The organism is Pseudoalteromonas sp. SG44-8, assembly GCF_014164125.1.
GTDB lineage: Bacteria > Pseudomonadota > Gammaproteobacteria > Enterobacterales > Alteromonadaceae > Pseudoalteromonas > Pseudoalteromonas rhizosphaerae.
Map to the genome: position 1 here is coordinate 15,612 of NZ_JACJEQ010000030.1, position 23,541 is coordinate 39,152.

The window sequence follows — 23,541 nt, forward strand, 5'->3', positions numbered from 1 at the left end:
CTCTGAATTTCTCACCAAACTATTTAGCAACTTAAACAAAATATAAACCTGCTCTTTATAACTGAGGTGTACGACCAATCTTTCTTTTCAGCGTTAACACTATGTAATCGCAGATTTTTTTTCCAAAAAAAGTTAAGCCTATGGCATATATATAAAAATATACAGAAGAATTAAAGCCCATCCCCCTCAGTTTTTTAATGTATTTAAAAAAGTCAAAAATCCCTTTATCCCGTTGTATTGCCAAACTTGGATAAAAATACTTTGACATGTCATGCTTAATTTTATCAGTAGATTCAATACCATATTTTTTATCTATATACGCTGTTATATCAAAAAAACCACTTAAAAACTGAATTGAATTTTCAATAGTAATTGTTCCGGGTGTATATAGGTTTTTTTCTACTTCTGAACTACCAAAGTAAGGAATACCATTCTCGTCGGCTTGTGTAAGAGGTGTGTCGAAATAGGCACAAGGGTAATTTAATGCAGTCTCCGCCAAGAGATATAGTTGATAAAGCAAGCCTCCATCAAACTTATCTGTTATCAAGTCGTTAATCGCCTCTTTCTTAATGGTGAAACCAGATATAAATACACTTCGGCGAAACAAGCTAATATATGTATCTTCACCTTTATTAAAAAATTTATCTCCATCAAAATATCTAAACTCTTCGATATTACCATTTTCATAAAAGAAACGATGCGATTTTAATACATACCCTAAATCACTGTTATTGGATAAAAAAGTAGATAAAAGATCTAATGAGTTTGGTACGAATGTATCGTCATCTCCCATGAATAATATATAGTCACCATCTGAATAAGATACAAGCTTTTTAATATTGTTATCATAACCAAGATTTGTTTCGTTCTCTATATATGTAACATCAAATAAGGTACTCTGCTTAAATAAATTTACAACTTCCCTAATCTCATCTCGTTTAGGACTCTTATCTTCACAAATTAAAATTCTTATACTATTATGTCTAACAGAATCAATTGATTTAAGTAATCTATTTAGCTCTTTTGGTCGATTATATGCTGGAATGCAAATAGAAATTATAGGATTCATAGTTATACCAAGTTTGTTAGTGGATCAAATATTAACCTTCAATTTATAATAAAGATTAATTTATTTTTTATTACTTATTGAACTTATCAATTAGACCAACCTATTTAGCAGATTGGTTTAAAATAGTTATACATTTTATTTTAATACAATAATGAAATACGGATTTTTCATTCACTAGATAATTAAGTTTATACTTACATTCAAGGGTTTTGTGACATTAACCCTTTGAAGTCTTGACTATAATTTGATTAAAAAAAGCTAACTATCATTTTTTTTAAATTCCTCTGCCAACACTGTCTTTTAAAATTGTCACTTTGCTGCATCAAGCTAAATTTTGGACGCTTTGCCTGTGTTGGATATGCTAAGCTAGAAATTGGCTTAATTGGTATTTTTTTATTAAGCTTTCCTTTATCTAAGGCGCAATTTTGAATTGATACTGCAAAATCGTACCAACTCGCTACACCTAAATCACTGTAATGATAAATAGGTTCAAGTCTCACTTGCTCTGCTAAATGCCATAAAAACTTAGCTAAGCCACTTGCGTTTGTTGGGCACCCTATTTGGTCACTCACAACGTTAAGCTCCTCTTTTTCAGCCATTAAGCGCAACATCGTTTTAACAAAGTTATTGCCGTGACTCGAATACACCCACGATGTTCGTACAATCGCAGAGTTATCAGGGCAATGTGCTTTAATTGCCAGCTCACCTGCTAATTTTGAAGCGCCATACACATTAATTGGATTAGTTTGGTCATCAACTTTATAGGGGGTATTCTTTGTACCATCAAATACAAAATCTGTAGAAATATGTAAGAACCGTATGTTGTGCTTAGTAGCCGCTTTAGCTAAGTATTCTACCGCTGTGGCATTAATAAAATACGCTTCATCTTGCTCAGATTCAGCTTTATCTACTGCCGTATAGGCTGAAGCATTAATAATTATTGCTGGCTTTAACTGTGTAATAACCAGCTCAATACTTTGCGGGTCGGTAATGTCTATCTCATTACGACCCAGAGCATGCGCTGTAATATGACTTGGGCAGCTTTGCTGTAACTCCCACGCCACTTGGCCATTTTTACCAATGATTAAAACATTCATGTTAGTTACTGCCTAAACGTTCGCGCTGGTAACTGCCATCTTGCACGTTTTTACACCACGTTTGGTTGCCTAAGTACCATTGGATGGTTTTTAAAATACCTGATTCAAAGGTCTCTTCTGGGTGCCAACCAAGCTCTTTATTGATTTTTGTAGCATCAATTGCATAACGTACATCGTGCCCAGGGCGGTCTGTTACAAACGTAATAAGCTCTTTAAAGTCAGTGACATTAGCTGGCTTATCTTTAATTAAGTCATTTAAGTGATTGCAAATTGTGGTCACTACTTCGATATTTTGCTTTTCATTAAAGCCACCAATATTGTAGGTATCACCTAATTTACCCTCGCTCACCACTTTATAAAGTGCGCGTGCATGGTCTTCAACAAACAGCCAATCACGTACTTGCTTGCCGTCGCCATAGACAGGCAATTGTTTACCTTCCAGCGCATTTAAAATAATCAATGGGATGAGCTTTTCGGGGAAATGATACGGGCCATAATTGTTCGAGCAGTTAGTCAGTACAACCGGTAATTGATAAGTACGGTGCCATGCACGTACTAAGTGGTCAGACGCTGCTTTTGACGCTGAATAAGGTGAGCTTGGCTCATATGATGTTTCTTCAGTGAATAAACCTGTTTCGCCTAAATCGCCATAGACTTCATCTGTTGAAATATGGTGAAAACGAAAATCCGCTTTTTTATCATCTGAAAGCGTTGCGTAATAGCTGCGTGCAGCTTCAAGCAACTCATATGTACCCACAATATTTGTTTGAATAAACTCACCTGGGCCGTCAATCGAACGATCTACATGGCTCTCAGCAGCTAAGTGCATGATGAAGTCAGGCTGATACTGAGCGCATACCGCTGACACTTTTTCGCGGTCGCAAATATCACCTTGTACAAAATGATAACGCTCTGACTCTTCAACTGAACGCAGTGACTCAAGGTTGCCCGCATAGGTTAACTTATCAAAATTAACCACTGTGTGCTCTGTTTCATTTATTAAAAAGCGCACTAAAGCCGAGCCAATAAAGCCCGCGCCGCCTGTTACAAATATTGTTTTAGTCATTAGTTAATTCTCTTAAAAAGCGGGGGCATCAATCTGTAGTAAACCAGCTTCATCTTTCGCTGATAATAACGGTGCTTTGCCATCAACAAGCGGCCATTGAATATTCAAGGCGGGGTCGTTCCATAATACGCTTTGTTCAAACTCCGGCGCATAATAGTCTGTACACTTATATACAAACTCAGCACTGTCACTGGTTACATAGAAGCCATGGGCAAACCCACTTGGCACCCATAATTGGCGTTTATTATCGCCGCTGAGTAACACACCAACATACTGACCAAAGGTAGGACTATCTTTGCGCATATCAACCGCAACATCATAAACCTCACCTGCTGTTACGCGAACAAGCTTGCCTTGTGTTTGCCGCGTTTGATAGTGTAGGCCTCGTAAAATACCTTGCCCTGATTTACTATGATTGTCTTGTACAAAAGTGACATCAGCTACATTTTCACGAAACCAATCATCACGAAAGGTTTCCATAAAAAAACCACGCTCATCACCAAAAATAGTCGGCTCAATAATTTTCACATCAGCAATAGCTGTGTCTATAACTTTCATGAAAACACCTTATGAGAAAGTAAGCCTAGTAGGTATTCACCATAACCACTTTTACGCAATGGCTCAGCCAAATGACGTAATTGCTGTTCATTAATATACCCCATACGATACGCGACTTCCTCAGGGCAATTTACTTTAAGCCCTTGGCGTTTTTCAATGGTTTCAATAAATTGTGCAGCCTGTAATAGGCTATCGTGTGTACCTGTATCTAACCAAGCTGTACCACGACCCATTATCTCTACATTTAAACTACCTGCTTTTAAATAACGCTCAATAATATCGGTAATCTCTAACTCACCACGTGGCGATGGTTTGACTTTCTTTGCGTATTCAATCACTTTATTATCAAAAAAGTATAAACCTGGTACCGCATAATTCGATTTAGGTTCTGAAGGTTTCTCTTCAATTGAAATTGCTTTACCGTTTCGGTCAAACTCCACAACACCATAAGCTGTAGGATTGGCGACGTGGTAACCAAAGACTGTCCCCCCCTGTTCACGCTCTGCAGCATATCTAAGTGATTTAACCAAGTCATGACCATAAAACAAATTATCACCAAGAACTAAAGCTACACTGCTGTTACCTATAAACTCTTCGCCAAGTAAGAACGCTTGCGCTAAACCATCGGGAGAAGGCTGAGCAACGTATTCAATATTTATTCCCCACTCTTTACCATCGCCAAGTAACTCTTGAAATTTACTTTGCTCCACTGGCGTCGTTATTACTAATATGTCATTAATTCCGGCGCTCATCAATGTGGCGATTGGGTAATATACCATTGGCTTGTCATAAACCGGCATGAGTTGTTTACTTACTACTTTTGTCAGTGGGTATAAGCGGGTACCACTTCCTCCTGCGAGGATAATTCCTTTAGTCATTTTAATACCATTTTGTCAATTATCAGCTATGAAGGTAACGCTAAAATGTTGCATTAGGGTGTCAAATTTTAGGTTCTAGATTAATTGTTTTTAAGGTGTAAGATGAAAGGTAAACCTACATAAACCTCTTTTTTGCACAAAGAGAGGACAATGAAGAGAAAATGAGAAGACATAATATTTTCATTTTCCCTCTCAAGCGCAGCACCTCTTTATCTCTTTGTGAATAAATCACTTAAATCTTTCGCCCGGGATAAACCCACGCCTACAAAACAATTTTTACCACCGAGGGCACCGAGTCGCTTTGCTGCACTGAGAAGCCATTCGCGGCTAAAGGCTACCCCTACGCTCTAGATCCTAGCACCGAGAGCTTTTCTCTTACTTATCTGATTTATATTCGTAGTTGTAGTAACCGTAATAGCCGTAAGCATTGCTAGCTTTTTTAACTATGCCATTGAATACTACACCTTTAACGTCGGTACCATTTTGTTCAAAGCGGTTACGCGTAAGTTCGATCTCTTTAATATGATTTTGGCCAAACCGCGTTACTAATAATGTAGTGCCGGTATGGGCGCTGACAATTGCAGGATCGGTTACCGCCAAAATGGGTGGCGTATCTACAATAACTATGTCATACGCTGCGCTTACCTCTTCTACTAATTTGCTAAAGTTACTGTGCATAAGTAGTTCAGAAGGGTTCGGTGGTATTTGCCCACGAGTAATAACACTCAACCCTTCTACAGTGGTTGGCTTAGTTACTTGCTCGAGGTTTAAACGCCCTGATAAGTAATCACTCAAGCCATCATCCCACTTTAAGCCAAACTGGGTTTGTAAGTAACCTTTTCGCATATCGGCATCGATTATCAGTACTTTTTTACCGCTTTGTGCTAATACTGCTGCTAAGTTAACTGATACAAACGATTTACCTACCCCCGGGCTTGGGCCAGAAATTGCAATTAGGTTGTTTTTAGCCTCCATCATCGCAAAGTGCAGGCTAGTACGTAAGCTGCGCAGTGCCTCAATTGATAAGTCAGCAGGGTTATCAAGAGCGAGGATTGACTTAGGTTTATTTCTAGCCTTACGGGCATTACTAAAGCCAGTGAGTTTATCTTGATAATCTGAGTAGGGTACGCTTGCATATACTGGTAAACCAATTGCTTCAATCTCATTGGCATCTTCAACGCCCTTACGCATAGCTTTTTGCACTAATACAATTGCAACAGCAAACATGCCACCCAACATAGTTGCCATTACCACTATTAAAGATTTTTTAGGCTTAACCGGCTTTGAGGTATTAACCTCTGCATGGTCAATTATACGTACGTTACCTACCGTGCCTGCACGCACTATATCGAGCTCTTGGGTTTTGCTTAATAACAGCGTATAAATTTGGTTACTAACTTCAACATCGCGTTTTAAGCGTAGTAGCTCTTGTTGAGTCTCTGGTAGGTTACCTACCTCCCCAACCAGTTCTTTTTTCTGTTCATTAACAGCGCTAATTTGTTCAATTAAGCCTTGGTAAGTCGGGTGATCTTTTTTAAACTTGCGGCTCATTTCTAAACGCTTAAGCTCAAGCTCTTGTAGTTTTGTTTCAAGTTTAACAACTTGCTCTAATACTCCCTGGGTTTCAAGGGTAATATTAATTGACTGGCGTTTAATTTGATAATCGTTAAAGCGTTGCTCAGCAAACTCTAACTGCTTTTTAATCTCTGGTAGTTGTACTTCTAAAAATTCAAGTGATTTTTGCGCTTCGGCTGAATTACGCTCTACGTTGCGGCGTACATAAATACCTGCAACTTTATCAAGTACTTTTTCAGCATAATGTGGTTTTGCGCTCTGCAGGCTCAAATTAATAATACCTGAGTCTTTACCCTTTTCACTGGCTCCAATGGCGGCCTGTAAATCTAAAATAGTATTTAAGCGGTCTTTACGTAAAATGATAAATTCAGTACCGGTACGTGCATTTAAACTACGCACCGTTAAATTAAATTTACCGTTGGTTAACTCTTGCCCTACTTTGCCTGTTAATAGTTGCTCGCCTTCACCGTTAAATAGCGTAATACTATTATTCTCTTGGGCTACTAATGTGAATCCAGCACCGATAGCAGATCGTGGTACATCGAATCTAAATACATCGATACTCTCACCGCCCCAAGCGTAAGAACTGGCTCCAAAGCTCGGCTCAGCTAGTTCACCTTCACTCTTTGGGCTAAATTTACGAAATGCACGACTACCTATAAATGGAAATAGTTTAGGCTCTGCAACTACATCTAGGTGCAATGTATCTACCGCTTCACCAATGACTGAGCGTGATTTTAGTAGCTCGACCTCAGTTACTGCAGCTGAGGTACTTTCAAACATGCCGGCCATGTCGTCAAAACCAGGCACCGAGCCACCGCTTTCTTCTACTTGGATCATCGCAGTAGCTTGGTATATCGGGGTCGAAAACACCGCATAAACCACACCTACAAACAAAAACACGGTTGTTAAGGCGATTATAAAATATTTACGATCTATCAGAGCGCCTAACAGCGCCATTAGGTCAATTTCTTGGCTTGCTTGTGGCTGATTACTATTTTGTTTATTTGCTGCTAATGCAGTGGGCTGAGCATTCATGTACTAGCCTATCCTTATAAATACTTTTGCCAAGCGCTACAAGCGCTGTCGATTAATGCATAAACGTGTTGAAACGCTTCAAGACTCTGCCTATATGGATCGGGCACTTCTTTATCGCCCAACCATTTGCCGAGTAAAAAGGTTTTTCCGCGCGCTTCTGGGTAGCGGCTACACAGGTCAGTTAAGTGGCGTTGTTCCATCACTAAAATAACGCTATTTTGCGCAACTAGGCTTGATGTTAACTGCCGACCTTGGTGTGCATCCATATTTATACCATTCGCTGATGCAATCTGTTTTGCTGTCGCATCAGCGGCTTTACCTTCAAGAGCCGTTAAACCCGCAGAGGATACTTTAACATTTTTACCGGCTAACTTACTCTGTAATACGTATTCAGCAGTTGGGCTGCGGCATATATTACCAGCGCACACCACTAATATAGAATCAAACATCGTTATCCTTAGTTTGTAGCTGTTAAGCCATCAATTGAATCAACTGTTGCGATTGACGGTAATAATAAACTTATTACACGGTTCCAACGAGCAAGAGGTGCCGATGTTACATATACAATATCGTGTGGTTGTAATTCAAATTGCTCAGCTAAAACTAATGCTGCAACATTTTTTGCATGCAACTGGTATACATCGGCAATAACACCATCAGTTTCAAGGTTACGTTTACGCAGTACAAACACGCCGTTAGCATCAGCGGTATTTTCGTTTAAGCCACCTGAATTACTGAGTGCCTCTGCAAGGTTTAAACCATAACGATTAACATCAACAGAGCCTGCTTTTTTAACATCACCTAACACAAAAACACGCTGTAAGTCATTCCGGTTTACATGCACTATATCGCCATGTTGTAACAAGCGATTTTGCGAAATATCGCCATGTGCATAAAAATCATCAAGTTTAATAACTTCAGTTTTGTCGCCGCGGGTAAAGGTAACCGTGCGCCAATCGGCAGCTTCAGTTAAACCACCGGCTTGGTTTAAGGCATCAATCAATGTGAGTGGAATTTCTGTAACAGGTAATATACCTGGTTGCTTTACTTCGCCAGTTACATACGCTTTTTGGCTACGAAAACCAACCACTTTTATATCAACTTGCGGGTCTTCAATCACTCGACTTAAACGCTTCACCAATTCGCTGTGTACTTGTTGTACTGTTTTACCTGCTGCCTGAATATTGGGTGCATAGGCGTAGGTAATGGTACCGTCTGCTTGCACGCGAAAACCATCAAACTCTGCGGTACGTTGTACAGCTGCTGGTATGGTTAATTCTGGGTGATCCCATACACCAATGGTAAGTACATCACCCACACCGAGTATGTATTCGTAATCACTAACATTTAAACCATCAAGGCTCGAAGGTGGCTTATTTTTTTTACGCGATTGGTTCTGCTGATAAATTAAAGATGAGTCAATAATTTGAATATTTACTTTTTCAAGGTCTTGTTCAAGGTTTTTTGTTTGTTCACCCGATTCGATTCCTTCGAAATGGCTACCGGGGATGATTGTACAACCTGTCATCGTTAGCAACGTGAGTGATGCTACAAGTGTTTTACAGCTTAGCGCCATTGTTTATTCCCAAAATAATATTAAATTCTAAAACTTTCAGCTTATTTTTAAATATATTGCTGTTATTTTTTGCTGGCTAATTAAAGCATGGCTACCTTTGCTTCGCAAGGTTGGTTGCACGTTTACTGTGCAAGCAGTTAACTTTTTTGTTAATTTAGTGTTCTAGGTTCTAGGTTAATCCGTTTTAAAGCTAAAGATGAAAGGTCAAACCTTTCGCGGCTAAAGCTGGCTCCTACGAAAACCATTTTTATCACCGAGCACTGAGTAAACATTCGCGGTGGCAAGCCACTCGCCTACAAAACCATTTTTGCACAAAGAGAAGTAAATGAGGGTAAATGAGAAGACATAACCTATTTATATCTTCCTCTTAAGCGCAGCGCTCTCTTGTCCCCTTTGTGAATAAATCACTTAAAATCTTTCGCTCGAGATAAACCCACGCACAAAACAATTTTTACCACCGAGGGCACCGAGTCGCTTTGCTGCACTGAGAAACCATTCGCGGCTAAAGCCCGCTCCTACGAAAACCACTTTTTGCACAAAGAGAAGGCAATGAGGGTAAATTAGAAAACATACCTATTTATATCTTCCTCTTTAGCGCAGCGTCCTCTTTGTGCGTAAATCACTTAAAATCTTTTGCTTGTCTAGTCCTTCGGACACGCTTCACGTTCCAGTTCGTCGCAGAGCTCCTCTCGCTCCAGCTTGAAAGCAAAACTTTTTGCTTGTCTAGTCCTTCGGACACGCTTCCGCCCCTAGGTTACAGTTCCTACGTTCTGGTCAGTTTAATTCAAATTGTAAAATACAAGACCTTTCGCGGTAGCAAGCTACTCGCCTACACGTAATTTAACACCGTAGGCGTTAAGCTTGCTGACGCGTGTTCATTAGGTCAATGTCACTTCCCTAGTGCCTTTAACCTTTAACTTTTAACCTACTTTTCTTACGTCGCAGTTATCTACGCTCATCTCTATTTGTTTATTGAGTAGGTTGACTAACAATATACTGCGCATATCGCCGTCGGGCTCTTTAAATATTGCTTGTACGTCTTTAAACGAGCCATTATTTAGACACACTAAATCACCTGGTTGCGGTAAATTATTACTATCTTGAGCTAGCTCGAAATTTTTTAATTCTTTGATAAGTTGTGCAGGTACTAATTGATACGATGCACCATACGACACAAAACCACTTATACCACGGGTGTTTTTTACCGCAGCAAAGTTGCCGGTTTGAGGATTTAAGCGAACAAATAAATAATTAGGAAACACAGCAGATTGCTTAAAAGTACGACGACCTTTAATTAGCTGTTGTTTTTGTAGCTGAGGAAAAAAAGCTTCAATCCCTTGGTTTTGTAAATTAACTTGGGCACGAGCTTCTTGCCTTGATTTACAAAATAATAAGTACCAACTATCCATATCAATCCCTAAAATGCTGACTTTTTGCCTGAGAACTTGTTGTTGTTATTTCAGACGATGGGATTATACGTGCTCAATTAGGGTAGTGTCTATAAAAAACCCCATTAAAACTTTTCATGTTTAATGGGGTTCATTGCTATTTAAAGTGGGACAGACAGTATTTAACTATAAATCTCGGGTAATCATGAATTAAGCGCTCACGAACATGTTTATGCATAATTGCTCTTTGTAACCAGCGTAAGCCTAATTTTTTTACTAAAGGGTAGTAATAATCACCTTTAATAGCTGTTTGGCTTAAAAATCCACCACACGTTACTATTTGTTTTACTGTTTTACTATGCTGCTTTACAAATAGTGTGAATTCCTCTTGCATTGGCGTCCCCATCCCTACCACTAAACGTTCAACACCTTGAGCATCTAATTGCTCGCAAATAGCTTTATATTGCTCTATCTTAATATAACCATGGTGTATATAAGATAATTTAAGGCTAGGAAACATCAATTTCAAATTTTTCGCTGCAATTTCAATCTCCTCCACCGCAGCTCCAATTAATGCGACTGGTGTTTTATCCAATGTTACGTAATTGAAATAATCAGTCGCCACTGAAGAAAAATCAAAACTTGCCCGCTCTATTTTTTCTGTTCTGGTAAAGTTTGTTAACGTGCAAAGCAAACTTCCATCAATAAACCAATAATCAATTGCGTCTATTATTGTAGGGCTTTCAGAAATTAGCTTATAGGAAAAAGGGTTAACAAAGCTAATAGCGATACATTTATTCTGTTCTTTCTGCTCAACAATTGTGCTCTGTTCTGCTTGTAGTAACTGAATAAAAACATCTTTACTGTAAATTTTATTTTCGAGCTTTATACACTTAAAACTTTGCGCCACGGCAAGACTCCAAAACTCTCATCTTGCAACAGTGTTTTTGTGTTGTTGCGAGAATGTATATTTATGTATTGAATGCTACTTTTTAGCGCTCTAACTAGATATGGGTTAACTTGATGAGCATTATACTGGCTTTTATATAACACACCTAAATCTGTTTGATACACATTCGGTAGTGTTTTTTTGTAATCAATAATTTCAAAATTTGTTATTATTTCTCTTGGCCCAGAAAGACAGTCAGCTGCTATTACATAAGTACCTAGTGCAACAGCTTCAGCTAATACATTGGGGAACCCTTCAAAATAAGAATTTAATAAAAAGCAATCGGCTTTTTTAAACCAAGCAGCAACATTATCTTGGTGACCAATCAATTGCGCATTGATAGTTTGTTTGTTGATACTGTTTTCTAATAGCGTTTTATGTTCTCCGTCACCCAAAATTAATAACCTATCATTGCGATTGGTTTCTTTGTTATATTGGTGAAATGACAACAATAGAGAGTGCATCTGCTTCTGCTCTACTAGTCGCCCACAAGCTACAAATGTTAAGTGGTCACTGTCATTATCAATACAATCTATACTTTTCTGAGAATCTAAGGTAATTTTTTTTAAATCCAAGCTATTGTAGATAACCTGCACATTCTTTTTATGCACGCCAAAATTAGCTATCAAATCCTGCTTTATTGCATGGGAGTTACAAATAACGCCATTTGCACGATTATAAAAATATGGGAGTATGTATTTAGCAATACGCAGTTTAAATTGTCCCTTTGAAGCATATTGGTTTGAAAGATAGTTTCGTACATTTAAAAACAATCGTATCCTGTTTTTTCTACTTTTTTTCCTCGCTAAAACGGCTAACACATTACTCCACTCTAAAAATGAAAAAATAGCATAGTAATCTGTATTTATAATTAGCTTTTGTAATGCTTTATAACTCTCGAACAACTGAAAAATTTTGCCGAGCGCTCCTTTATGTTTAAACTCATGCAGTACTACATATTCAAAGTTTAGTTTTTCGGCCTGCTCAAGCATACTAGGTGTTGCTGTATATAATGAGGTAACATCAATATCATATTCACCCTGATATAAAGATGCTATTTTTAGCATCTGTCGCTCAGCACCACCATTTTCCATTTTATCAATCAAAAAAAGTAATTTATCTTTCTTCATTAGCTGCTGTTTTCCTAAAGTAAAGACTGCTCATATAACCGATCATTAAATAAAAAGTGGGCAACGTTTTAAAGCGATCAGTAATAGCCGATGAAAAACCAAAAAATAACACCTCAGATAAAATCAGACCTATCAGTGCAAACACGAAAGACGATATATGGATATTATTCAGATATCTTTTGTAAACAAAAACACACAATGTAAGCAATGTTAACTTAATTGATAAAGCAAAAAACAATCCTAACACTCCAAACTTAATGAGATGGTAGCCATAAAAAGACTCAATAATTGATATACGACCAGCTAATTCGTCCCTATTGGCACCTTCTGAAAATGGAACTTGCTCACCTGCGTATTCAGCGGCTAAGCCTAACTCATAAAGTCGGTGACCAGTAGATCCGTCGACACTTTGTGAGTCAGAGCCAAAAATTTGAATTATATAATTAACCTGTTGAAATTTATCTGAAAAAAACAGAACAATAAAAATTAATGTCAAACCTGCGCTAGCGATAAGAACATAGGATGTTTTACGCTTTTTTGCACCTGTAAACCAAAATAAAATCCCTAACACTCCAAAAGTAGAAAAAATCCCTCCTCGACTAAATGACATAAAAAGGGCAAAAAATAGGAGTAATACCATAAATATATCGTTTTTTTTCATTACTATTTTTCTGGCATAAAATGAAAAGTAATAAAAAATAAAAAATGATATAAAAAATGAAAAATCGGATGGATAACCGTAAGTACCAGACCACCGGTAAAAATGTAAAGCCATATCATCACTTGGCCTACCTTTAAATATATCTACCAATGGCCAAAGCGCCGGTATATAAACAAAAGTAGAAAATACAATCTGAAAAATCAGTAACTTTTTCAAAAAACATAATAGCTCTTGAAGCTCACTGTTTCTAAGCGGCATTGCAAATGCAAATAAAACATAGCCAAGATAAACAAATTGCCTGATAAGATCAGGGTAATCTGATGCTATTATAAAACTTGTTTTTAGTAGTGTTAAGCTACTATAGTATACAAATAATAAACTAGTAGCTAAGATTACAAAAAAGAAAAACTGTGAAGGCAACTTTATTTTACGACAAGCAAATATAAATAAAAGTATAGAAATAATACATAAATGCATTATTTTTTGTGCGTTTTGCGCACCCAAAAAATTCGGCAGTAAAGGAAAGAAAGTAACTACTAACCAAATGAATTTATGAAAGACTAAGTTATTAAGCAACTTTACTTCCTTCACGGTAGTAAGCAATATATAAACAAATAGCCAAAATTAAGCGAGCCACTAACATTCCAAGCACAAATCCAAATAAGCCTTGCCAATAAATACAGACGAGCATCACTCCCCCTGCGACAATTGAACTGTAAACAGTAATTTTTCGGTATTGCGTATCTTTTCCCTTAGCTAAAAAATAACCTTGCCCATAAGTATTTGCTACACCAGTAAAAATAGCACTGATAGCCATAATAATTAAATAAGTATAAGCCTCCAAATATTGCTCACCTAAAAAACTAGTTATTAACCACTCACCAAGTATTATTAACCCAATTAACATCGCAATAGCAACAACCAAATTAATCAATAGTACTATATTTAAGTTACGGCTATCCCCCTTACTCAAAATGGGAAACAGAGCTTTTGCTATAACATTTTGTACTATAAGTATGACTCCTGCGACTTTTACTGCAGATGCAAGCAAGGCATAATCTAACTTACTATAAAATGCAGCAACGCCAATTAATGGTATGGCATTATATAAGTTTGGTGCAAGTAAACCTACAAACACATTTACACCCTGCTTTAATTCAGCCAAAGAGCGGTTATACAACTGTTTTATTCCTGAAAATCTAATAAAATATTTTCTATATATTAAATAACATAAAATACAACCCACAATTAGGGTTGGTAGACTTAATGAGTGCAGTGCTAATGTAAGATCTTCTGGTTTTTTTACATAGAGTAAAATAACAACTAGATGCACCAATTTCCCTAAAACAGTCAAAGATGCCAACAAATAAATTTTTTCGGTACCAATATAAAACCATGCATTAGTTAATGCATAGCCGATCAAAAAAGGCATGCAGACATATAGTGTTAACATGACTACTTGCCATTCATATAAAAAAGTGACTAATATAAATGTAAAAAAAATGTACGAAAAAGTGAAAACTAAACGATAACAAAAATGATTAATAAAAATTTCGCTATGCTCTAGTTTATTGTTTGTTTTTGAAAGCTGCCTTACACCAACATAATTACTACTATAGTCAATAAATGTATAGCCAAACATTACGATTGTAAGAATCAGCAAATACACACCATACTCTTCAGGGCCGAGTACTCTAGACAAGATAGGTATAGTTAATAATGGGATTAATAGATTTAATCCATCTATTATCCCTATTCCAGCTAAATTTGAGAAAAACTGCTTTTTAGCACTCATTATTTTTTCTGTACGGATAATTACTTTGGCGGTTTTGGTATTCTAATATTGCCAAATTTTTAACTTTACCATGTTCAATTTCTACTGCCTTTGAAAGTATTTCATCGTTATTATACGCAGTGGCAGCTTCACATATATTTGTTATAAAAGGTAACAAAGCTTTGCTGAGTTCATATGATGAACTGTTCCAAAAGAGTGTAGGTGTATGGTCAACGGCATAATAATAAATATGCTCTTGCACTTTAAAGCCTGGCTCATCAAAAGAAGTTGGTATGGCAAACTCAAACCCCATCGCAGTGTCGCAAGAAACATCAATAAGCATAGCATTCTTCTTTAATGCTAAAACCTCAGTGTTGCAAACAAAATCAACTGGGTTATTTGGGTTTTGCAAAATACAATTAACAATAATATCGGCATCTTTTAATTTTTCGAGTAACAATTCTTTGCTGTTGTGATATGCGCGATTATTTTTAACTCGATATTGCGAATAAATAACACCTGGTATTTGGTTTTGAATTAAATGAGATGGTCTCTGAGTATATACTTCAATAGTATTAATTCCCTGAGACTGTAACGCTGTAACTGCACCTCGTCCAGTCGAGCCAAACCCTAACACAACTGCTTTCATTGGCTTTGAGTATAGCCCTGTGACTCCATTTAGTTGCAAGCAATGGTTTAATGATGCAAAGCCTGCTATTTCATTATTTTTATGAAAAATATGATGCTTTCCGCTAAACATAGCCTCAAAAGCAATTAAAGTTAGCTTTTTATCAATGGCTGTTTGAGTGATTTCATCTCCTTGAACGCAGTGCGGCCACCCATAGATAGTTTGCCCCTGCCTAAAGTTTTTATTATCTTGCGCTGAAAACTTTGGCAATATCAATATATCACACTGCTCAAACATTTCTGAGCGCGATAATATTCCCGCTATTCTGTCCTTATGTTGGGTTATATCAAACCCAAACTCTTGAGCATAACCTTCTTCAAAAATGAGTTTTTTCAGTATATGATCATCTATATCATCAAAGTGTTCGGGGTGGATTGGTATTCTTTTTTCATTTTTTTTTAACGACGTACCAAATATTCCAATGTACATTACTGCTCCCCTGACTCTAGCTGTCTAATAAATGCTTCAATACGCAAATCCCAACACTGGTTTTTACAAAACTCGCCTTGCTCAAACACAAACTCTTCGTTAATAAATTTATAGCGGCCAGGTATGTCATTAATGTACATCTGTGATGGCGCTATTGCCCCAATAATTGGCTGAATTTCATTAACATAATAATGCCCATCTTGAGTTTCAAAGATATCTAGCGCAACAGTGGTAAATTCAGCACTATCAGAAAAGTCCTTCACCATATGTAATAACTGCTTTGGCGGATCTTCCCAACCAACTAACATCGAACCACTTGCCATGTTATTTTCCCCAATTAGTTTTTTATGGCCAAAGTAACTATCGTGTAATTTGATAATTCGCCATTCCCATTTTATATCAAGGAACTGCTGGCAAATCATGTAATGACTTTGTCGTCTTCCAAATCGTGGGTAGGGTATATTATGCTTTTTACCAATAGGACAGTACCCTAGGGCAAGTTCAGGGTCTATTGCGCCAAAAATTTTTCTCGCTAATTTTTTTGCATTCTGTTGATTTTTTATAATTTTAACAGAGATACCACTTGCACCAACATTACTTTTACTTACTAGTGGGTATTCGCAGTGTTGAAAAAAATCGTATGCATCCTTTTTAGTAGCGAATACATTCGTTTTTGGATGTGGCAGATCATATAACATCGCCCACGTATGCATATTGCGCTTACTTTCGTATACAAACAGCTCTTCATAGCTTGGGTAAATGGGAAGTGACAGCTTCTTGTTCAGCACATAGCTACGCTCATCATACATTTGTTTATGTGCTTCAAATGTACAAGGAGGACGTATCACAACACCGTCATAGTTACCTTTTTGAAACTTGTTAAGCCAATCTTGAGACAATAAGTTTATGTGTTCGAACTGTATACCATATTTTTCACACGCATTTGCAATAGACTGCTGAGCATCAGGGAGATATGAGCAAATAGCAAACTTCATTTCAACACCTTACTTTTGAACTTTCTAATATATATAAGTACTTTCCAAACATGGTTTATTAAATAGCTATAAATCAAAAAAATTATAATAAAAACTATAAAACTGACGGTGTCGTTTATTCGCTCTAAATAAATACCCAAACAAGTCATTAATAATGAAAACATACTAATAATCAATAATGTTTGTTTTGGCGTAGCTCCAGCACGCATAAATATGTGATGCAAATGCTCTCTATCAGGTTTAAAAGGGGAATCGCCTTTTTTTATCCTTCTTAGCATAATTGCGGCCATATCGATCAGTGGAACGGCAACTATCCATAAAGCAGTGACTGGGCTTAGGGCTGGTTTATGAGATTGAGTTCCTATGCATAAAAGCCATATAATAGAAAATCCAATTAGCATACTACCAGCATCACCCATAAATATTTTTTTATATTTTTTTATAGGCCAATTCAAATTAAACATAAGATACGCAATTATCGCGCCTATAAAAAAAATACATAACGCATACCATGGAATATTTGCCTGATATAGTAAAAAAGCTAGCGCAGAAAAAGCAATCAACGACAATAGACCAACCAAACCATCAATACCATCGACCATATTAAATGCATTAATACAACCGACTACAGCTAGAACTGTAAATAATATAGAGAACTGTCCCAGTTCTATTTCACCATTAGAAAAAATATTACCTAAATAAAGTAGTTTATAATCAACAATAAAAATCATAGCAAGTGCAATTATTATTTGTACAAATAATCTTGGTCTTACTGATATATCTTTATAATCATCAATAACACCTACGAGTACCATTAAGCCTGACAATATAATATAACTGAATACTTCTATACTTAAAGGCAACAGCATAAAAGTACTAATACTAATACCAAAAAATACACAGACACCACCTACTAATGGAATAGAGCCTTCATGAAGCTTTCTGTGATTGGGTTGATCTACTAGACCAAACTTACATGCAATAGGCTTTGCTATCCATATAAGTAAATAAGTAAGTAAGTAAGCACAGAACAGAAAATAAAAAAAGTTAACTGGCATTTATAACGACCTTGAAAACTTAATAGTTATAATGGTTACAGACAAAAATAAACCCAACATCATAGCTAGGACGATAATCAATGCTCGGCTAGGCCCATACTTCTTCTCTGGTACTATTGCTGGATCAATTATTTTAAATGCATAGTCGTCTTTAACGCTCGCAAGCATTTTTTCATTCTGCTGAGTTTCGATAAGTTCATATAAAATACGAATTGATTGCGACACATCAGTATTTTTCATCGCTGACTCTAAATATTGAATACTTAAATCAGCCTCTTTTAAAGCTCTCTCCCTCAGCTCTTTATTTATCCCATCAACTAATCCAGTGAGTATTTGTTGCGCAATATAAGGGGAATAATGCTTTATAGCTACAGTTAAAAGTCCTGTTTCAGTATTGCTTGTGATGACTAAATTATCTTCAGTAAAAGCTTCATATAGTTCTTGTGCTGATGGCTTTGGTTGTCTTGGGGGGCTAACTTCTCGAACCCATTGCCCTGAGTCTTGATTATATAATTTCTCATCATAGCTTAATGTTTTTTTATGCATATCCCAGCTTGTAACTGCCATTATCTTGACGGCTAAATCATTCTCTTCAATAAAGTTTGTTAGAAAATGTCTACTCTTAAGAACCTCAAGATTAAGTAGAGTCTGATCAACTTTACTGCCACCTAATGATAAACCGACTAATGTAGATATACCTGACAACTCAGATGTTAACCCCCCCAATGAAGATGACTTGTCATCACTATTTGGTGATAAAAGCACCTCCGACATATAAACATCAGGTTTACTTATTGCTACATATAATCCAGCTAGCGTCGTAAAAATACAAACAACTATTACTAACCCCTTATTTTTCCAAACCTGATTAACTAAGTCACCAAATGACAACTCTGGATTTTGTTGTTCAACACTCATAATTAAGCTTCTCGTAACCCTATAAAATTCTGAAATACAGCTTTCTGCTGTGCTTTTAAATACTACTAATAGCAGCTACTGCTACACCTAGCTGATAAATGATCTGTGTTGCTGTACTCCACAGAGTCAAGTTATCCATATAACCAGAATTGAGTGGAACTACGATTGTGTCACCAGCCTCTAGAATTTGTGAATCATTGACAGCAAACCAACTTCCTGAATTTGGAATTTTCACTGAGCCGTTGGCTTTGATAATATAGATACGCTCATCATCAGCGCGCTCTTTTAAACCACCACTAAGGGCGATGTAATCATTATATGAAATACCCGGTTTAAATAAGTGAGATGTGGCATAGTTTACTTCGCCTATTACACTGATAGAGTCACGCTTACTTGGCACATATAAAGTATCGCCGTCTTGCAGAACCAGCTTTTGTTTATCTTCAACGATTAAAGGAAGATCAATAACGAGTCGCCCTACCGCTTCTATATCTGCTAAGTCGATAAGTAACTTGTTCATCTCATCGTACGATAACGTTCTGGCGCCTTTCTCAAAGCTTTTTTGTGCAAGATCACGACGTAACTCTTCTGATAACTTAGTTAATTGCTGCTGCTCTTGTTTACGAATCGACTCGCGTGTGAAAATCGCAGCCTTTTCTTCAGCAAACTCTGAGAACCCACCTGCGCGCTCTAGTAGGTTAGTCAATGTTTCACCACGACGAATTGTATAAGTTCCAGGGAATTTAACTTCACCTTTTAACTCAACTTTTACATTTTCTTGCCAGTTAGGGATTGAGAATACATTTAAACTATCTTTACTTCGCAGTTTTCGGTTATCACCAAGTTCCCCTAGCATAGCTTTATGTAAATTAAACTTTATGTGCTCGACTTTAGAAGCATCACCAGCTAATAACCGAGTAATTTCAGCTTGCTCTGTATAAGCAGATTCAAGTAACCCACCTGCGGCTATAATTAGTTCGTTAACTTCAGCGCCTACTGTTAATGGGTATACACCTGGGTAAGCAACGTGACCATTTATTTCAATTAACTGCATGGCTTGAGTTACTGAAGCTTGCTGTTTTAATTTAGCTTTAATTGGTTTTAATATGTTATAGCGACTAAAGATTGAATAATCTTCAGGCGCAAGCTCAGCAGCCTCTTCAGCCGCTTTTCTTTGCTTGGCCAATTGAGCAATAGTTAAATTGGCGCCGTCATCAGGCTTTTTGAAAGGATCTTCACTTTGAATAACCCCTATGTATTTTTCGAATTCTTTCTTTTGATATTTATGCCACTGCTCAACTTTGATTTGTTGTTGCTGCTGCTTTTCAGTCAGTGCCATATTTGTTATCGCTAACTCTTCAGCTTCTTTTGCTTCAAAGCGGCTAAAAACTAATAACTTGTCATTTGCTTGCAACTCTAAATCGTGTTCAGCTGCTTTTACAATCGCTTGCGCAATATCAAATTGATACACCTCAATATCGCCTGCAATATTGATTTCACGCACTAACAAAGCATAACTAAGGTCAGCTTGTGGTAACAAATCACCACGAACAGACGTAAATACATCAGAAATACGCTTACCTTGATGCCATTGATAACTTCCTGGGCGAGCTACTGCACCAATAACGGTAATTGAGTTTTGAATCTGTAAACTTACCGGATTAAAACGAATTCTGTCGCCATCTTGCGGAATATAGTTGATATCGTTAACACTAAAATCGACTGATAAAATTTCTTTCGCATTGTAATTATTAAAGCGCTCGATAATTGCTTTTTGTGCATACGCTTCTGGCTTTAAGCCACCGGCCATTTTCAATATATCTTGGGCAGTTTCATTATTTTTTATTTCAAAGATTGCAGGACGTTTAACCAGCCCTTCAACAGCAACTTGGGCCCCTACGGGTGGAACAAAAACCACATCGCCTGATTTTAAAGTGATATCGTTTCTACTATCACCTTTAATCAGTAGTTCATACAGATCAAAGTTTGCAATGACTTTACCAGCACGTTTTACTTGAATATTACGTAAGGATGCAATGTCTGATACACCACCACTAATAAAAAGTGCATGCGACACTGTGGTCAACGACGATACGCTATAACTACCCGGCTTATATGCTTCACCTAACACTAAAATACGCATACTGCGCAATTGACCTAAAGATACAAACGCTTTTACGCCTATAATTTCTTGTTCAACTTTAGCTTTGATAAGTTCTTTAATTTCACCAAATGTAAGCCCAGCAACGGTGACAGGGCTTAAGTTAGGTATATTAATTCGGCCTTCACGATCCACTACAACTTCGTAGCTTTCACTTTCTTTACCATAAAAGTTAATTTTTAATTGATCACCGCGGCCAATTAAATATGTTTCTGGTACAGCCGCATTTTCACTTGGCATGAAGGTCGTAGGCTCACCAGAGAATAACTCGTAACCAAAAGGCTTGATTTCACCTCTTTGTGGATCAAAGCGTTCTTCGTCTGTTAAAACAGGCTCTTCTTGTTCTTGACGCGGATAAACAGTTTGTTGTTCTTCTGCTGCTGCGCTAGGTGATGATTGATTACCAGTGATACTTGTTAGATCAACACCATATTGCATAGCAAGTGCTTCTTGCTGCGCTTTCGGTAGCTTTTTAAATTGTTCAATTTGCGATGCAGTAGGAGTGAAAGCAAATGCAGACGCAGTCGTTAGCAGTAAAAAAAATATTAAAAATCGTTTAAAAAGCATCACAAGTAGGTTTTTCCTAGAACAACGGCCAAAAGATTGGCTATTCTACATTATTTACAAACAAATAAAAAAGGGACTTACGTCCCTTTATTACAGTTAAATGTCACTAAACGAGGCTAAATTGTTAAAAACTGTAAACCAGTGTCAGCGACGTTTCTGTGTCTGTGCTTTCTTTGTCGTCAGCAACAACTGAGTTGTTAGTAATGTTATAAGCAACCTTCATTTGTAATGAACCGTTAATTTTAGCTAAAAGCGCTGTTTCTGAGCGTGTTTTAGTGTTGGTATCACCGTATTCGACTGAAACTAACTGAGTAAGCTTTGCGTTATCAGAAATTTGCCAATTATAATCAAGCTTACCTAGAGCGATAACCTCACCTTCACGCTCACCCGCTAAAGAGTTACCATTTTCATCAACTTCACTGCTTGTATCAGGGTATTGAAAGTACTTATAACCAGGACCAATTTCAGCATTTAACCACATGTCAGAGCGGTCTAATAAACGTTGACCATAACCCGCTGAAATAACCGACTCGCTGCGATAAGCACCAAAGTAATCAGAAACGTGTGAACCATAAACATATAAATGCGCATGCTCTTCATTTAACTTATAGTTACCTTGTACTGATAACGAGTATTTTTCGTTAGTACGTTGCGTTTCTTTTATACCAGCATCATTCTCAACGTCGTCTTCTTTATAAAGACCGTTAATTTTATACTCGTTGTTCCAGCTTTCTAAGTTATGTAACGCCTTGATGCCGCCTTTAAGTGTGGTTGTTTCTGTATTACCGCTGGTAATAATTGCACCTAGCTCACTGGTAACTTCCCATGTTTTAGTATCTTCAGCGAATGCGTTAGTTGCAGCAGATGCTGCAACTAAAATTGATAAAAGCTTTAATTTCATTAAAAAATAACCTTTGCTACTTGTTTGGTTGATTAATCTTGCTTGTGAAAGTGAACATCCATTTGCGGAAATGGAATAGTAATATCAGCTTCATCTAATGAGATTTTGATATTTTCCATCAAATCGAAATATGTTGGCCAGTAATCGCCAGAGTTAACCCATGGGCGCACAACAAAGTTTACACTCGAATCTGCAAGCTCAGATACTGCGACTGTGTATGCTGGATCTTTTAAAATACGAGACTCTTTATCTAACACTGATTTAAGTACTTGTTTTGCTTTACGTAAATCAGCATCGTAGCCTACACCAATGACTAAATCGATACGACGAGTACTCTCACGAGAGAAGTTAACAATTGGGCTAGACATAATTGCCGAGTTAGGCATGATGATTACTTTGTTATCTGGAGTACGAAATTCTGTAGAGAAGATCTCGATTTTTTTAACTGTTCCAGCTTTACCGCCAGCTTCAACATAGTCACCTGATTTAAATGGGCGAAGTAAAATAATAAGTACGCCAGATGCGAAGTTAGATAGTGAACCTTGAAGTGCTAAGCCAACAGCTAAGCCTGCAGCACCTAAAATAGCTATAAATGAAGTGGTCTCTATGCCAATTTGTGACAACGCCATTAAGATTGTCGCCATAAATACGATGGCATAAACAATGCTTGATACGAAAGAACCTACAGCCTTGTCTACTTTCTTTTTGTCGAATGCTTTTTCAGTTAGGTTAGAGCAAAATTTTGCAACACGACCACCCAATAGAAAGATCACCAATGCGATTACAGCTTGAATGCCATAATGCAAAATCAAACCTGAGTTTTCGTTTATCCAGTTAAGTATTGTATCCATTATCACTCCTGATATTCAGTATTAAGCAATTTGCTGGTTAAATTATATCTGATTTCAATTTATTATTTCATTAATTAATCTATTTATCTTTAAAAGAAATTCTTTAGGATTAATTTTATTTAGCCCTATCAGATAAAAAAGTGATTTAAAAACTCATCACAAGGCCATTTTATGAACAAAAATATTCAATTCTAAATTTTTTTCATTTTTTTTG

At 37.0% G+C, this 23,541-nt stretch carries 20 protein-coding genes; all 20 read right to left on the bottom strand.

The genetic code is table 11. From position 1 onward, the window contains the following. Positions 1-55: 55 nt before the first annotated feature. Positions 56-1,069 (bottom strand): glycosyltransferase family A protein, encoded by a 1,014-nt coding sequence (locus H5163_RS17640; RefSeq protein ID WP_182735643.1) that lies wholly within the window; start codon positions 1,067-1,069, stop codon positions 56-58. A gap of 248 nt (positions 1,070-1,317) precedes the next feature. Further along, positions 1,318-2,166 carry a dTDP-4-dehydrorhamnose reductase gene (rfbD, locus tag H5163_RS17645; RefSeq protein ID WP_182735644.1) on the bottom strand — a complete coding sequence of 283 codons (849 nt, stop codon included), beginning with the start codon at positions 2,164-2,166 and terminating at the stop codon, positions 1,318-1,320. Position 2,167: 1 nt separating this feature from the next. Continuing rightward, a complete protein-coding gene (rfbB, locus tag H5163_RS17650; protein ID WP_182735645.1) occupies positions 2,168-3,232 on the bottom strand; it encodes a dTDP-glucose 4,6-dehydratase in 1,065 nt (354 codons plus the stop codon). Between the two features lie 12 nt (positions 3,233-3,244). After that, positions 3,245-3,790 carry a dTDP-4-dehydrorhamnose 3,5-epimerase gene (gene rfbC, locus H5163_RS17655; protein ID WP_182735646.1) on the bottom strand — a complete coding sequence of 182 codons (546 nt, stop codon included), beginning with the start codon at positions 3,788-3,790 and terminating at the stop codon, positions 3,245-3,247. Continuing rightward, the gene (rfbA, locus tag H5163_RS17660) at positions 3,787-4,668 is read right to left on the bottom strand and encodes a glucose-1-phosphate thymidylyltransferase RfbA (RefSeq protein ID WP_182735647.1); all 882 of its coding nucleotides are present in this window, start codon (positions 4,666-4,668) and stop codon (positions 3,787-3,789) included. Before rfbA ends, rfbC begins: the two co-directional genes overlap by 4 nt. Positions 4,669-5,043: 375 nt before the next feature. Further along, positions 5,044-7,281, bottom strand: coding sequence for a polysaccharide biosynthesis tyrosine autokinase (locus H5163_RS17665; RefSeq protein ID WP_182735648.1), 2,238 nt, complete (start codon positions 7,279-7,281; stop codon positions 5,044-5,046). A gap of 14 nt (positions 7,282-7,295) precedes the next feature. Further along, positions 7,296-7,730 carry a low molecular weight protein-tyrosine-phosphatase gene (locus H5163_RS17670; RefSeq protein WP_182735649.1) on the bottom strand — a complete coding sequence of 145 codons (435 nt, stop codon included), beginning with the start codon at positions 7,728-7,730 and terminating at the stop codon, positions 7,296-7,298. 8 nt (positions 7,731-7,738) lie between these two features. Then, positions 7,739-8,857, bottom strand: a complete 1,119-nt coding sequence (locus tag H5163_RS17675; protein WP_182732670.1) for a polysaccharide export protein — start codon at positions 8,855-8,857, stop codon at positions 7,739-7,741. Between the two features lie 920 nt (positions 8,858-9,777). Then, on the bottom strand, positions 9,778-10,266 hold the full coding sequence (gene rfaH / locus H5163_RS17680) for a transcription/translation regulatory transformer protein RfaH (RefSeq protein ID WP_182735650.1): 489 nt from the start codon (positions 10,264-10,266) through the stop codon (positions 9,778-9,780). Between the two features lie 136 nt (positions 10,267-10,402). Then, the gene (locus H5163_RS17685) at positions 10,403-11,155 is read right to left on the bottom strand and encodes a WecB/TagA/CpsF family glycosyltransferase (RefSeq protein ID WP_182735651.1); all 753 of its coding nucleotides are present in this window, start codon (positions 11,153-11,155) and stop codon (positions 10,403-10,405) included. Further along, positions 11,131-12,324 (bottom strand): glycosyltransferase, encoded by a 1,194-nt coding sequence (locus H5163_RS17690; RefSeq protein ID WP_182735652.1) that lies wholly within the window; start codon positions 12,322-12,324, stop codon positions 11,131-11,133. The genes H5163_RS17685 and H5163_RS17690 overlap by 25 nt, the downstream gene beginning before the upstream one ends. Continuing rightward, the gene (locus tag H5163_RS17695; RefSeq protein WP_182735653.1) at positions 12,311-13,561 is read right to left on the bottom strand and encodes an O-antigen ligase family protein; all 1,251 of its coding nucleotides are present in this window, start codon (positions 13,559-13,561) and stop codon (positions 12,311-12,313) included. The genes H5163_RS17690 and H5163_RS17695 overlap by 14 nt, the downstream gene beginning before the upstream one ends. Next, on the bottom strand, positions 13,554-14,780 hold the full coding sequence (locus tag H5163_RS17700; RefSeq protein WP_182735654.1) for an oligosaccharide flippase family protein: 1,227 nt from the start codon (positions 14,778-14,780) through the stop codon (positions 13,554-13,556). Before H5163_RS17700 ends, H5163_RS17695 begins: the two co-directional genes overlap by 8 nt. Then, positions 14,770-15,876 (bottom strand): alanine dehydrogenase, encoded by a 1,107-nt coding sequence (locus tag H5163_RS17705; protein ID WP_182735655.1) that lies wholly within the window; start codon positions 15,874-15,876, stop codon positions 14,770-14,772. The genes H5163_RS17700 and H5163_RS17705 overlap by 11 nt, the downstream gene beginning before the upstream one ends. Next, positions 15,876-16,871 (bottom strand): RimK family alpha-L-glutamate ligase, encoded by a 996-nt coding sequence (locus H5163_RS17710; protein WP_182735656.1) that lies wholly within the window; start codon positions 16,869-16,871, stop codon positions 15,876-15,878. The genes H5163_RS17705 and H5163_RS17710 overlap by 1 nt, the downstream gene beginning before the upstream one ends. After that, positions 16,868-17,929, bottom strand: a complete 1,062-nt coding sequence (wecA, locus tag H5163_RS17715; protein WP_182735657.1) for a UDP-N-acetylglucosamine--undecaprenyl-phosphate N-acetylglucosaminephosphotransferase — start codon at positions 17,927-17,929, stop codon at positions 16,868-16,870. The genes H5163_RS17710 and wecA overlap by 4 nt, the downstream gene beginning before the upstream one ends. Further along, entirely contained in the window at positions 17,930-18,847 is a 918-nt protein-coding gene (locus tag H5163_RS17720; RefSeq protein WP_182735658.1) for a Wzz/FepE/Etk N-terminal domain-containing protein, read from the bottom strand. 55 nt (positions 18,848-18,902) lie between these two features. After that, on the bottom strand, positions 18,903-21,578 hold the full coding sequence (locus H5163_RS17725) for an SLBB domain-containing protein (protein ID WP_182735659.1): 2,676 nt from the start codon (positions 21,576-21,578) through the stop codon (positions 18,903-18,905). A gap of 121 nt (positions 21,579-21,699) precedes the next feature. Beyond that, positions 21,700-22,476: a YdiY family protein gene (locus H5163_RS17730; RefSeq protein ID WP_182735660.1), complete on the bottom strand. Its 777-nt coding sequence runs from the start codon at positions 22,474-22,476 to the stop codon at positions 21,700-21,702. Between the two features lie 32 nt (positions 22,477-22,508). Then, the gene (locus H5163_RS17735) at positions 22,509-23,327 is read right to left on the bottom strand and encodes a mechanosensitive ion channel family protein (protein ID WP_182735661.1); all 819 of its coding nucleotides are present in this window, start codon (positions 23,325-23,327) and stop codon (positions 22,509-22,511) included. Positions 23,328-23,541: the final 214 nt, after the last annotated feature.